This is a genomic window from Paenibacillus cellulositrophicus (assembly GCF_009363095.1).
GTDB lineage: Bacteria > Bacillota > Bacilli > Paenibacillales > Paenibacillaceae > Paenibacillus_AQ > Paenibacillus_AQ favisporus.
The window spans coordinates 1,746,546-1,759,559 of the sequence record NZ_CP045295.1; the positions used below are offsets into that span (position 1 = coordinate 1,746,546).

12 protein-coding genes are annotated in these 13,014 nt (G+C 52.9%); 3 read left to right on the forward strand and 9 right to left on the reverse strand.

From position 1 onward, the window contains the following. Positions 1 to 194: 194 nt before the first annotated feature. The 6 genes from GCU45_RS07975 to GCU45_RS08000 all read right to left on the reverse strand — a co-directional run bounded on the left by GCU45_RS07975 (position 195) and on the right by GCU45_RS08000 (position 7,037). The gene (locus GCU45_RS07975) at positions 195 to 713 is read right to left on the reverse strand and encodes an adenine phosphoribosyltransferase (protein ID WP_152402895.1); all 519 of its coding nucleotides are present in this window, start codon (positions 711 to 713) and stop codon (positions 195 to 197) included. A gap of 189 nt (positions 714 to 902) precedes the next feature. After that, positions 903 to 3,302 (reverse strand): single-stranded-DNA-specific exonuclease RecJ, encoded by a 2,400-nt coding sequence (gene recJ / locus GCU45_RS07980; RefSeq protein WP_152398578.1) that lies wholly within the window; start codon positions 3,300 to 3,302, stop codon positions 903 to 905. A 56-nt stretch (positions 3,303 to 3,358) separates the two neighbouring features. Next, positions 3,359 to 4,315: a cation diffusion facilitator family transporter gene (locus tag GCU45_RS07985; RefSeq protein ID WP_152398579.1), complete on the reverse strand. Its 957-nt coding sequence runs from the start codon at positions 4,313 to 4,315 to the stop codon at positions 3,359 to 3,361. 159 nt (positions 4,316 to 4,474) lie between these two features. Then, the gene (gene secF / locus GCU45_RS07990) at positions 4,475 to 5,380 is read right to left on the reverse strand and encodes a protein translocase subunit SecF (RefSeq protein ID WP_152398580.1); all 906 of its coding nucleotides are present in this window, start codon (positions 5,378 to 5,380) and stop codon (positions 4,475 to 4,477) included. Next, positions 5,370 to 6,653 carry a protein translocase subunit SecD gene (gene secD, locus GCU45_RS07995; protein WP_152398581.1) on the reverse strand — a complete coding sequence of 428 codons (1,284 nt, stop codon included), beginning with the start codon at positions 6,651 to 6,653 and terminating at the stop codon, positions 5,370 to 5,372. The genes secF and secD overlap by 11 nt, the downstream gene beginning before the upstream one ends. Positions 6,654 to 6,794: 141 nt before the next feature. Next, positions 6,795 to 7,037, reverse strand: a complete 243-nt coding sequence (locus GCU45_RS08000; RefSeq protein WP_076177013.1) for a post-transcriptional regulator — start codon at positions 7,035 to 7,037, stop codon at positions 6,795 to 6,797. Between the two features lie 279 nt (positions 7,038 to 7,316). On the opposite strand from GCU45_RS08000, the gene spoVB reads away from it, so the two are divergent. Then, on the forward strand, positions 7,317 to 8,951 hold the full coding sequence (gene spoVB, locus GCU45_RS08005) for a stage V sporulation protein B (RefSeq protein WP_152402897.1): 1,635 nt from the start codon (positions 7,317 to 7,319) through the stop codon (positions 8,949 to 8,951). Between the two features lie 23 nt (positions 8,952 to 8,974). On the opposite strand, the gene GCU45_RS08010 is transcribed toward spoVB, so the two are convergent. After that, positions 8,975 to 9,835, reverse strand: a complete 861-nt coding sequence (locus GCU45_RS08010; protein WP_425281271.1) for a DUF421 domain-containing protein — start codon at positions 9,833 to 9,835, stop codon at positions 8,975 to 8,977. A 175-nt stretch (positions 9,836 to 10,010) separates the two neighbouring features. On the opposite strand from GCU45_RS08010, the gene GCU45_RS08015 reads away from it, so the two are divergent. Together GCU45_RS08015 and GCU45_RS08020 are read left to right on the forward strand one after the other, a co-directional pair. Continuing rightward, entirely contained in the window at positions 10,011 to 10,406 is a 396-nt protein-coding gene (locus GCU45_RS08015; RefSeq protein ID WP_105441542.1) for a TIGR04086 family membrane protein, read from the forward strand. A gap of 62 nt (positions 10,407 to 10,468) precedes the next feature. Continuing rightward, positions 10,469 to 11,299 (forward strand): phosphatase PAP2 family protein, encoded by an 831-nt coding sequence (locus tag GCU45_RS08020; protein WP_152398582.1) that lies wholly within the window; start codon positions 10,469 to 10,471, stop codon positions 11,297 to 11,299. A gap of 173 nt (positions 11,300 to 11,472) precedes the next feature. Here the strand turns inward: GCU45_RS08020 and yajC are convergent, their stop codons facing one another. Both yajC and tgt read right to left on the reverse strand, forming a co-directional pair. Beyond that, positions 11,473 to 11,817, reverse strand: coding sequence for a preprotein translocase subunit YajC (gene yajC, locus GCU45_RS08025; protein ID WP_152398583.1), 345 nt, complete (start codon positions 11,815 to 11,817; stop codon positions 11,473 to 11,475). A 41-nt stretch (positions 11,818 to 11,858) separates the two neighbouring features. Beyond that, positions 11,859 to 12,998: a tRNA guanosine(34) transglycosylase Tgt gene (gene tgt / locus GCU45_RS08030; protein WP_145157692.1), complete on the reverse strand. Its 1,140-nt coding sequence runs from the start codon at positions 12,996 to 12,998 to the stop codon at positions 11,859 to 11,861. Positions 12,999 to 13,014: the final 16 nt, after the last annotated feature.

Consider the following 13,014-nt stretch of genomic DNA (forward strand, 5'->3'; position numbering starts at 1 on the left):
CTGATGAGACGAAATCAATGTTGCTCCTTCATGTGAGCATAATCCCCCCACTCCTATTGTAAGTGGACTCAACTATATACTGAGTGCACAAGGGCGCCGGCAATCCAATCACAACAACAAAAAAGAGCCGCCTGAAAGTCATTTCGACTTCAAACAGCTCTTCGTTTATTTCCCGGGAAACGAACTCCCGGTTTTTAATCTTCGTAGGACATGAGGGAGAATACTTCCACGCCAGGCAGCTTGTCGCGTCCCTTCAAAGCTTCAAGCTCAATCATGAACGCCGCCCCAACCACGTTGCCGCCCAGTTGGTTAACCAGATTTACGGATGAGGAGATAGTTCCGCCTGTGGCAAGCAGATCGTCAGCGATCAGAACGTTTTGGCCTTTCTTGATCGCGTCGGTGTGCATGGCCAGCTTATCCTTGCCATATTCGAGATCATAACCGACTTCAATCGTTTCGTAAGGCAGCTTGCCGCTCTTGCGGATCGGTGCGAATCCGACGCCCAGCGCGTATGCAAGCGGCGCCCCGACGACGAAGCCCCGGGCTTCCGGACCGGCAATGACATCGATTTTCAGGTGAGACACCATGGCCTTGATGTCATCGATGGCCTTTTTGTACATTTCCCCGTTTTGAAGCAGGGTCGTAATATCTTTAAAACTGATTCCAGCCACCGGGAAGTCCGGAATCACCCGGATATAATCTTTGTAATTCAACATAATCTCTCCTTCTAGAGTTTTACGAAGTAAAACTGACTCCGTAAGCGTTACTTGGTTTTACGAAGTAAAACGGACTTCGTAAACGTTGCTCCTTTTTACGAAGTAAAACGGACTCCGTAAGCGTTGCTTGAGGTCACGAAATGACACGGACCCTCGTAAGCATTCATTTCGACCAATCATCCCCGGTCACGAAGCTCCCTGCATGCGGGAAATGAACCAGCTCGTGACCTGCGGCGTGCTGGCATACAGCAGATGCTGTTCCATTTCCGCCAAGTTCCCTAGCGCAAGGAAATGGCGGGATGAAGCCAAATCACGCTTGGGCGGTTTAGGAATAAAACGGATAAGGCCTTCCTGCCTGTCTATAAAAGAAAGCTCCTCGAACACATCCATCATCTTCGTCACCATGCGGATGCTGCACGATGCCTGCTGACTGAGCCTCGATAAGGCGGTTTCTTCTTGGACGGGCTCGGCTGCGATTCTTGATAACAATATATAGAGCTTCTTGAACTGGTCCCTGTCCGGCACAGCGAGTCTCTCCCTCTTATGTACCTGATGAAGCAGAAATACGTTGGACAGTTTCGGAAAAGAAAACAGAACCGCATCCAGCTGCTCCGGCGTCTCCGGCGCGTTCAGCATGAACAGCGTCGTCACGTCGTCCTGGCCGGACCGCTCCTCGTTCGGATGATACGCCAAAATTTCAGCATTCTTATCATATACCCAAAGGGTGGATTCATTCAAACGGATTTTTGCCGGATCCAGAATCTCCCGTTCCAGCACCGCCGCCACCTGCGTCGGCCCCAGTCTGAAATGCGATCCAATCAGCTGACTGACCCGATCGATCTCCTGCCAAGGATCCTTGGATCCGCGCAGGTCGAACACCTGCGGCTGCGTAAGCTTCAGATCCTGCAGCATCAGCTGCGGTCTGCGCGAACCGTTCCATTCATTGACACTCATTTCGCCGAGCAGATCGAGCTCCGCGCCTTCCGTCAACACTTCGGCCAGCTCGCCTTTGCCGAACGCGACCACTTCAAGGCGGATGCCGTCCTGCTGAACGACCAGCTTGAGGTGCTTGCTGTCACGTCCCATCTTCCGGGTCTCGAGCAGCCTACAGTTTCGAAAAATAAATTTGGGCACAGGATTGGCCATACCGAAGGGCGACAGCATTTCCATCTCATCGATGACTGACAAGGGAACGTCCGACAACCGCCACTCTCCGTCTGATGCCGCGACGGGTATAAAATCGGATTCGGTCAGAACCCCGGCGGCATATTCGTTCAGCGCCTGCTCGAAGGCATCCAGTTGATCCCTGTGCAGGCTCATGCCCGCAGCGGACGGATGGCCGCCGTAATGGTCCATCAGCGATTTGCAGGAGGTCAGCGCCTCATAGATGTCGAGCCCCGGAATGGAGCGGGCTGACCCTTTGCACATGCCGGTATCCGGATCTATACCCAATATGATGACCGGGCGGTAATACCGTTCCAAAATTTTAGAAGCGACAATGCCGACGACGCCCACATTCCAGCCTTCTCCTGCCAGCACGATCACGTCGGGCACCCGACTTCCATCGGTCTTGGCCAGCAGCTGGCTGGTCGCCTCCTGGACGATATCGTCGACCACCTGCTGCCGCTCCTTATTGAGTTCATCCAGCCCATGGGACAATCTTAATGCCTCATCCTCGTCTTCCGTCGTCAGCAAGGCTACGGCCGATCCTGCATGATCCAGCCTGCCGCTGGCATTAATGCGCGGGGCCATGCCGAAGGCGACATTGATCGATGTAACATTCCGCATCGTAATGCCCCCAACTTCCATGAGGGCGCGGATCCCCGGAAACGCAGAGCTGCGCATCTGCTCTAAGCCGCGGCTGACCAGGATGCGGTTCTCGCCGCTCAGCGGCATTAAGTCCGCAATGGTACCGATGGCCACGATTTCCGTCCATTCCACCGGCGGCTGGCCGAGCATCGCCTGGGTCAGCTTGTAAGCCACCCCGACCCCGGCCAGGCCTTTAAACGGATACGGGCAGTTCGGCTGCTTCGGATTGATCAGCGCATAGGCGTCGGGTAGCACTTCCGGAGGCTCGTGGTGGTCGGTGACGATCACATCCATCCCGAGCGAGTTGGCATACGCGATCTGCTCGACGGCGCTGATGCCGGTGTCAACCGTGATAATCAGGCTGACCCCCTGCTGATGCGCCCAATCCAGCGCATGGTTGTGCAGTCCGTACCCCTCATTGGAGCGGTGCGGAATATAGATGTCGTAGGACGCTCCAAGATAGCGCATGAAATGAATCATGAGCGAAGTGCTCGACACACCGTCAGCGTCGTAATCCCCGTAGATTAATATATGTTCGCCGGTCTCGACCGCTTTTTGAATCCGTGGAACAGCCTCCTTCATGCCGAGCAGCAGGAACGGATCATGCAATGCGTCCAGGCTTCCGTTTAAAAACATGGCGGCTTCCTCTGCACTGTTAATTCCTCTGGCCGCCAACAGCGAACCTACCAGAGGAGAAACCGACAGCTCCTGTGCCAGCCGTCCCGCCTTCTCCGGATCCGCTTCGGAAGTCCGCCATTCATATTTTGAATCAAACAATCGTCTTCACCTTTCTTTCCCCGCCCCGTCTTCTGTTCGTATACGTCATGAGCAAGCTATTGGAGCAGTGTCGGCTGCTCATTATCCGTCAGATGATGGTTCGACTTGTACGGATAACCGGGATCATAAGGGACGACCTGGATATTTACGATGCTGACATGCAAAAAACGGTGCATCAGAAGCTTCTTGACCCGGTCAGCGATCTCGGCGCCTTCCTGGACGGTAATCCGCGGATTGACACTGATCTTCAAATCGATCGTAATGTAGTGTCCCTGTTCCGATGCTTTCAGGTCATCCACCGTAATGACGCCGTGAACCCGCTGCACCGTATCAATAAAATTAATCGCGTCCTCCTGCTCGGTCTCCTGCACCAGCTGTCCGTACACGGAGCTGACGATGAGGCGGTAGCCTCTGCGCAGCAGCAGCGCCGCGACGATCAGAGCCGAGATGGAATCCATATACTGCAGCATGGACCACTGAAAGGCGCTGCCGGCCATCGCCAGAATGACGCCGATCAATACCGTGATGGACGAATACAAACTGAAGCGGTGGTTGTCGGCGTACACCGTATGCATGCCGTCACCCTGCTTCTTGGATTGGCGGTACTGGAACTGAAAGAGCGCTTCTTTGACCGCAAGCGAGACGAGTATCGCAATCAGCGTAAACTGCCCGGGTGTCTGCACACGGCCTGAAGCCAGGTCCCGGACCGCCGCTACGGCAATTTGCAATCCGCCCATCAGCACAAGAACCGAAAACAAAATCGCCAGAATCGGCTCTGTTCTTCCGGCCCGCAGATCAGACTGCTGCGCACTCCGGAGCTTTGACGACGTCCGCCATGGAATGCGCCGGGCCAGTGCGCCGGCTGCGTCCGATGCGGAATACAGCGCATCTCCCAGCAGTGCCTTGCTCCCTGTAAAATATCCGACCACGCCTTTGAACAAGGCAAGTAACAGTTCACCGGCAATTCCCGTCCAGGCGACGGTACCCGATGGATTTGAACGCTCTATACTCATGAAAGCCTCCCCCCGGCAATCTGAATACCGATTCTGATCTGTTGTTTGAAAAAGATATGACATTCACGACAATAAGTTTAGATAAAGTCAGATAAGTTCCAGCGGAAAAGCCGCGCCCAATCAGACGCGGCTTTCCTTCATAACATTCGCTTCACAAGGTTACGCCTTGGAAGGTTTGGCTGGCTTGGCACTGGTCTTTTGTTTGCTTTTGAATACGAGCCACAGTGGACTGGCGATAAAGATCGAAGAATACGCCCCGAACAACAGCCCGATAACCATCGCCAACGAGAACATCTTGATCGATTCCCCGCCAAACAGGAACAGGAAGAAGGCCGCAATAAACACCGTCAGCGCCGTATACAAGGAGCGCATGAGCATCTGGCTCACGCTCTTGTTCATAATAGCTTTCAAATCGTCTTTGGTCTTCTGCTTGCCGAAACGCAGATTTTCGCGGATCCGGTCGAAAATAACGATCGTATCGTTAATGGAGTAACCGATGATGGTCAATACCGCCACGATAAACGTCAGGCTGACTTCCAACCGGAAGATCGAGAAAACAGCCACGACCATGAAGGCGTCATGCAGCAACGCCACGATGGCCGCCAGGGCGAACCGCCATTCAAACCGGATACTTACATAGATGATAATCCCGATACAGGAAATCAGAACCGAGTAAATGGCATTCCGCCCGAGCTCCTTGGCCATTTCCGTATCGACCGTGTTGATTTCGAACGATGCTGTTTTATCCAACTCTTGGATCGCCGATTTGAGCTGTTCACTCTGATCTTCGTTAAGCTCTTTGGTAAAACGGATGTTGACCCGCTTGTCCCCAGGAGCAACCGTTGCACCGTCGCTGAGGTGGATCTTGTCCAGCAGCGGCTCAATTTCAGCCTTCGTCACGTTCTTCGACAGCTTGACGTCCACATTGGAGCCTGCTTGGAAATCAACGCCGTAGTTTAATCCAAAAGCGGAAAGGGTAATGATTCCCGCAATCGTCAGGACGATGGAGAAGATGAACGCGTACTTGCTCATCTTCATAAAATCGTAATCTTTTTTAAAGTGCACGAATATCACTCTCCTTTACCCCGAACTGCTTCGGCTTCTTCAGCACGCCGGCTTTAACCAAAAGGCTGAGCAGGTAATGGGTGAAGTACACATTCGTGAGAATACTGAGTACGATTTCCACGATCAGTACCAGCGCAAAGCCTTTGACGGCGCCTGTACCGAAGGCAAACATAACCGCTCCGACGATAATGGTCGTAATGTTGGAATCGAGAATCGTACGGAAGGACGACTTGTTCCCTGCTTTGACCGCAGACATGACGCTCTTGCCGTTCCGCATTTCCTCCCTGATCCGTTCATTCGTAATGATGTTGGCGTCAACCGCCATCCCGATACCGAGAATAAACGCCGCGATCCCCGGCAGGGTCAGCGTAAAGTCGGCCCAGACGAAGACGAGAATGAGCAGCCAGGTGTGGGCAATCAGTCCAAAGCTGGCGATGATACCCGGCAGGCGGTACATACCGATCATGAAGATCAGAATCAGGATAGAAGCGATGATGCCCGCTTCGATCGTTTTATGCAAAGACTGCATGCCCAGCGTTGCGCCTACGCTCTGAGAGTATTTCTCCGTCAGCTTCAAAGGCAGCGCCCCGAGGTTGATCGTATCGCGGATCTGGTTCGCTTCGTCAATCGTATAATTGCCTGAAATCGATGCTTTACCGTCCGTCAGCTCCTGCCGTACGGTTGGAGCGGATAAAAGGGTATCATCCAGGAAAATGGCAAGCTCTTTGCCAAGCAAACGTTTGGTCACGTCGGCAAATTTCTTTTTATCCTTTACTTTGATATCGATTTGTGGCTCGTTCAGGTTGCTATAACCCACCTGTGCACCGTTTTCCACGAAATCGCTTCCGACGAGTTCAATTTTACAATAGAGATCCTTCGGATCTACCGTGCCGTCCTTCCCCGCTTCGGGAGTCTTACATCCATCCGCACTGCGGAAGGTCAGCGACGCCGGTTCCTTCATTTTCTTACGGACATCGGCTTCGTTCGTCACGCCTGCGATTTTCAGACGGATCCGGTTCGTGCCCTCAGTGGTCACTTCAGGCTCGCTCGTTCCGAGCGCGTTGGCGCGTTTCTCCAAGCTTTCCGCCGTCCGTATGAGGGACTCTCTCGTAATCTTCTGCCCCTGTTCCAGCGGCTGGGCCTCATACAGAATCTCAAAGCCCCCTTTAAGATCGAGACCGAGTCGTACGTTGTCGAGCAGCGCAGGGCTTGTCCCAGCCATGACCGCAATCGATACGAGCACGACGATGATGAAAGTGACAATTCTTTTCATGCCGTTCCTAGTTCCCCTTTCGTTCTCAATATTCCTATTATAGCCATGCGCCAAAAGGCAGTCAATTTATCAATATTTGTCGTTTTCCGATTTCACAGTTTCCCTCATCCCATTTAACACAAGCAGAAAAAAAGATCCCTTTCAATCGAAAGTGGATCCTTTATATGCGGATATGGTCATAAAATTCATAAACGTCATCACTTTCAAAGAGAGTATATCGTTAACCAGCATGTAGAGCGGAGGAATCCCTTCCTTCTCGTATTTGACGCTGACGCAGTTCCAAATGTCCTTGCTGGTTACATGCTCGTAGCCGACGAGTCTGAATTCCTCCGCCTTGCTGCGGCAGAGCGATTCAATCGCTTCCTCCAGCTGCCTGTCGTTCATTTCCTCAGAGCTCACTCTACGGCCTCCTCTCGATTGCCTCTTTCCACACATGATCTGTTCTGGATGTCCTACAGTCCATTGTAGCATTGATTTGTTCTGTATTCGACCCCATCGCCTTCGATTCCTTCTTTTGTCCAAATGTTACCGGAAAGGATGAATGAGTTGGGACAGGTTCTGCATATCCATTAAACACAGGTCTGACATTACCAAAAGTGGCAGCACAGCTTCGACACGGGAAGAGGGAGTGGACAATTGAACAAGCATCCTAAAAATCCAGGCATCAAAAAGCAAACCTTTATCCAAGGCACGATGATTTTGCTTGCCGCCGGCATCGTGAACCGCATTCTCGGGTTTATACCGCGCATCGCCCTGCCCCGGATCATCGGCGCCGAAGGGGTGGGGATTTATCAGCTGGGTTATCCTTTTTTCCTGGTGATTATGACGCTGATCACAGGGGGGGTTCCGCTGGCGATCGCCAAGCTGGTGTCGGAGGCGGAAACCGAAGGCAAACCGCAAAATTCAAAGTATGTCCTGCGGGTCAGCCTTGGGTTGACAGTGGGTCTCAGCGTGCTGTTTATGGCTTTATGCCTGTGGCTGGCCCCTTGGATCACGACAACGATTATAACGGATTCCCGCGTGTACTACACCTTTGTCAGCATGACGCCCATGCTCGTTATCGTGGCCATCTCGTCCGTCTACCGCGGCTATTTCCAGGGAAGGCAGAACATGATTCCGTCCGCGACCTCTTCGATTATCGAGACCGTTTTTCGGATCGTGTGCACGCTGTGGTTCGCCTACCTGCTGTTGCCAAAAGGAATAGCTTATGCGGCTGCCGGAGCGATGCTTGGCGTGATGGCCGGAGAATTTTTCGGGCTGCTCGCCCTGCTGTGGCAGTACCACAGGGACGAGAACTGGCTGTCGTCCAGGCAAGCCCGGAGAGAGAAAGCACAGCAGCACAAAAAAGCCGGCCTTGAAGACAGTTCCGGCAGCCAGGTCAGCCGCGGATTGTTTCCACGCCTGCTTGGCATTACCGTACCGGTCACCGCCGGGCGTTTGGTCGGCTCTTTTTCTTACCTGCTTGAATCGATTATTACAGCCCAGAGCCTAGCGCTCGCCGGTGTCGTCACTGCTGTAGCAACCGCTCAGTATGGCGCGCTGCAAGGCATGGTCATCCCGCTGCTGCTGCTTCCGGGCGTACTGACCTCGTCCCTCGCGGTCTCGCTTGTGCCTTCGCTGTCCGAAGCCGCCGCCCGCAAAGACAAGCTTACGATCCACAAACGGTTAAACCAGACGATCCGGCTCGCGCTCGTCACCGGCGCCCCCTTTGCCGTCATTATGTATGTCCTTGCAGAGCCGCTGTGCCTGCTGCTGTACAACAATGCGGACATCTCCAACATGCTGCGCACGATGGCGCCATTTGCGCTGTTTCTGTACGTTCAGGCACCGCTTCAGGCCACCCTGCAGGCGCTGGACCGGCCAAGCCGCGCCCTGTTCAACACCTTGATCGGAGCCGTCCTCAAGCTGTTCCTGATCTGGTACCTGTCCTCCCAGCCGGAGTACGGCATTTACGGGGCCGTTATCGCGATTATCATCAACAGCATCGTGGTCACGTTCCTGCACGGGTTCAGCGTCAGCCGGCTGCTCGCCTACCGTTTCCGGATGTTCGATCTGCTGAAGCTGTCGGGAGCCATGATCATCATGACGGGCATTACCCAATACGGCTATCTCCATCTGCCACTGGGAGGAATCGTTTGGATCCGCTTTTTGGCAGCCATGTCTATAGGCATGATCGCTTTTCTGGCCGCCGTGTTTGCTTTAAAGCTGGTGTCCCTGCGAGATCTGTCCCGCATGCCCTACCTTGAAAAATGGTTCAAACCTAGAAATCCAAGAAACCCCAAGACACCTGCCGCCTGATCCGCAGCACGGAAATTTCCGTCTTATTTGCGGTCGATGTAAAGCCGGCCTTTATGGTCGATAGAGCAGAGAAACACGTCTTTAAACTCTTTGATTCCCTGCTGTCTGATCTGATTTTTCAGCCAGAAGCGATTTTTGTTCAGCCGCTCCAAATTGTCGTCCTGTACTTTTCCGTCCATGATGAGCGGGATCGGCAGTATGCCATAGGTAAATTTTCCGCTGGGAACTAGAATTTTTTTACTGCGGTTTCTCGCCGGGACCCGGGACGGATCGGCATATGGGGTTCTATAAGTCTGTTTCGGCTTGCCGGCGGTGTCCTCTGAACGTGAAATGGCTAACGCATTGCCGGCGGGGCCTTGTGGTTTGCCGTTTCGATTTGACTTCTCCTGGGGAACGGGCATGTCGTACTTTTCTCTTTTTTCATTCCGTTTGGATTTAGGAATAACCGTCAACTGCCCGGAGTTTTCCAGAATCGCAAATTCCACATCCGCCACGTTTTCGATACTTCGCCCGCGCAATTGAAGAAGCAAATCGTCCAGATTATACCGATGCTTCCTCATTTCTTCACGGTTGAGCTTCCCTCCCGATACGAGGATGGCCGGTTTTCCTTCGAATAACAGGCGGATTTTCCGGCTCTTCAAGCTGATGAAAGCAATCGTGATCTGAATCAAGACAAGCGTAGCCATCGGAAAGAGTCCGTCCGTGATCGGACGCTCCGTATCCTCCAGCACAAAAACGCCGATTTCAGCAATCATGATCGAGATGACCAGGTCAAAAATGGACAGCTTCCCGATCTCCCGCTTGCCCATGATCCGGAGGGTCAGGTAGATGACAAAGTACATCAGGACGGTTCGGAAAACAGGAATCAGTATATCGGATATCACGGCCACCCGCTCCTTTCTGTGCCATTCATCATGCCAATTAAGGATATTTTGACCTTTTGGGAACACAGACATTCAGAAGCCGGAGCGATAAATTATTGGAAAATTACTTGTACTACTGGGGCAAGCCGTCACATAAATTTACATTAAATTGTGGAACTATGAAGGGGGTTCTCTTATGCATTTGATCCGTCGCCTGTTCTCTTTTCGGATCTCCAATCCCACTTTGTCGGGACTGTATTATTCCTTTTTCTGGATGATGGTCGGGGCGCTTATTCTTTCTTTCCTGTTGTGGTCAAGCGGCATGAAAGAACAAAGCCTGTCCCGCTACATTTACGTGGTTCATGCTGTCGCCGCAGCATTTGGAGGTCTTGTATCCGGGAAGCGTTCAGGCAGACGGGGTTGGTACCAGGGCGGATTAACCGGCATTTTGTACGGTCTCATGATCATCATGATCGGATTTTTGGCCCTTGACAGCAGCCTTCGGCTTGGAGATTTGCTGTTGATCGCAGCCGTTATTGCTTCGGGAGCCATCGGGGGCATGTTCGGGGTGAATTTAAAAAACAAATCGTAACCATTAAACTCTCGCATGTGCTACACTAAGTGCACTTAAAGCAAGAGGAGGACGTCCCCGACGTGTTGTATGACTCTATGAATTATATTTCGGCAGCAACGCTTGTTATGGCGATCGGGCTGATCTGGCTCGGCACCCTGCGCAACCCTCTGAGGGCCGGATGGCTGCTGATCCGGGAGTTTGGGATCAATCGCAAATTTTTGGGTCTATTCGCTTTGATGGCTGCGATCCTCCTGTTCAACAGGTACGAACTGCAAATCGAAGCAGCCATGCATGTGAAGCAAGACTTCACCCCATGGGTATTCGGGATCGAGGGGCATTTCGTACAGCACCTGCAGCAGTTTTTTCACAGCCCTTACATTACGCCCGTATCGGTATTTTTTTACGTAGTGGTGTTCCAATCCTTACTGATCGCTATGCTTGGAATCTTTGCGGCCGACGGGAACAAAGCCTTTCTCATGGCTGCCTGCATAGCCGTCTTCATCAATTATGCGGTGGCCATCCCGTTTTACCTCTTCTTTCCCGTGAACGAGGTTTGGTCCTTTCCGCCATCCGGCGCGTCATTCTACATGCTTGAGGTTTTTCCGAAATTCGAACAGGCGTACCGGCCGCTATCCGGTATTAACAACTGCTTTCCAAGCCTCCACACTTCGATTTCCATCACCATGCTGGTGCTCGGGATCCGTTCGGGGAATCGCCGACTGGCCCTCATGACGCTGGTCAGCGCCGTCATCATCATTTTCAGCATCTTCTACCTCGGCATCCATTGGCTGACGGATTCGGTCGCCGGTACCCTGCTCGGTCTGCTTGCCGCTTCCGCCGGGATCTACTGGGGACAGAGGCTTGCGCACCCGAAGCAGCAAAATGTAAAGCCCATCGTATCCGATCTCTAATACAAAAAGGCTGCACCCTTGTCCGTAGACAAGCTGTGCAGCCTTTTGTCATCCGTAAGTATGAACATCGGCGACAGCAGCAGAGCTCCCTCTGCCGCTATCGTTATGTGATGTGCCTGGTCTTACTGGAAATGTTGCTTATGAACGCTCTCCCCGGTAGTACCCGGATCGTCTTAGGACGATTTCTCAGATTCGCCGGAGCTCGAGCTAACCGCGTGGCTGATGGAACCGCGATCGAAGGTCAGCTTCGTCACGTCGTTCACCCGCAGGACCACGATATCGTCCGTAATTTCCATAATCGTTCCGTGCAGGCCGCCGATCGTTACGACCTTATCCCCCTTCTTCAATGAGCTCAGCATGGAAGTACGGGTCTTCTGTTTCTTCTGCTGCGGACGGATCAACAGGAAGTAGAAAATCGCGAACATCAGGACGAGCGGTAAAATCAAGCCGACAATGCCGCCTCCTCCGGAGCCGCCAGCACCAGCTGCAAATTCAAAGGTTTGAGTTTGGTTGAACATATGCTTTTCCCCCCTTTCAAATACAATACTGCTGTTGAAGCTTAAAACCCTTTATCATTGTCATAAAGCCCATATTGTTCAAAAAACTCATCGCGAAAATCAAGCAGCCTGTCCTCCATAATGGCCTGGCGCACCTGCTTCATCAGATTGATGAGGAAATGCAGGTTGTGGTAAGTGGTCAAACGGAGTCCGAAGGTCTCATCCGCTTTGATCAAATGCCGCAGATAGGCTCTTGAATAGTTCCGGCAAGTATAGCAGTCACATGCTGGGTCAAGCGGGCCAAAATCTCTGGCGTATTGCGCATTGCGAACGACTAGCCGTCCCTGGCTGGTCATGGTCGTTCCGTTCCGGGCGATCCGTGTTGGCAGGACGCAGTCAAACATGTCCACGCCACGGATGGAGCCTTCGATCAGTGCATCCGGCGACCCTACGCCCATCAAATAGCGGGGCTTGTTGTCCGGAAGCAGCGGAACGGTGTAATCCAGCACTTCGTACATCAGCTGCTTGGACTCTCCTACGCTGAGTCCACCAATAGCATACCCCGGGAAATCCATGGAAGTCAAATCACGTGCGCTCTGTTTGCGCAAGTCTTCATACATGCCGCCCTGAACGATGGCAAAGAGCCCCTGATCATGCGGTCTGGCATGACTGTTCAGGCAGCGCTCGGCCCATCGGGTCGTGCGTTCCAGGGACTTCTTGACGTAGTCGTACTCGGCCGGATACGGCGGACATTCGTCAAAAGCCATCATGATGTCCGAACCGAGCGCGTTCTGAATTTCCATGGCCACTTCCGGCGACAGAAACAGCTTGTCTCCGTTCAAATGGGACCGGAAATGCACGCCTTCTTCGGTAATTTTACGCATCTCGCTCAAGCTGAACACCTGAAATCCGCCGCTGTCCGTCAGAATCGGACGGTCCCAGTTCATGAAGCGGTGCAGTCCCCCGGCTTCGCGGATAATGTCATGGCCCGGGCGCAGGAACAGATGATACGTGTTGCTCAAAATGATCTGCGCATTCATTTCCTTCAGTTCTTCCGGGCTCATTGTCTTGACCGTGGCCAGCGTTCCAACCGGCATAAAGGTCGGCGTCTCGATCACACCGTGCGGCGTGTGCACACGTCCCAGCCGGGCTCCCGATTGCTTGCACGTTTTAATATGCTCATAAGTAATTGCTGCTGCCATGATTAAATACCATCCT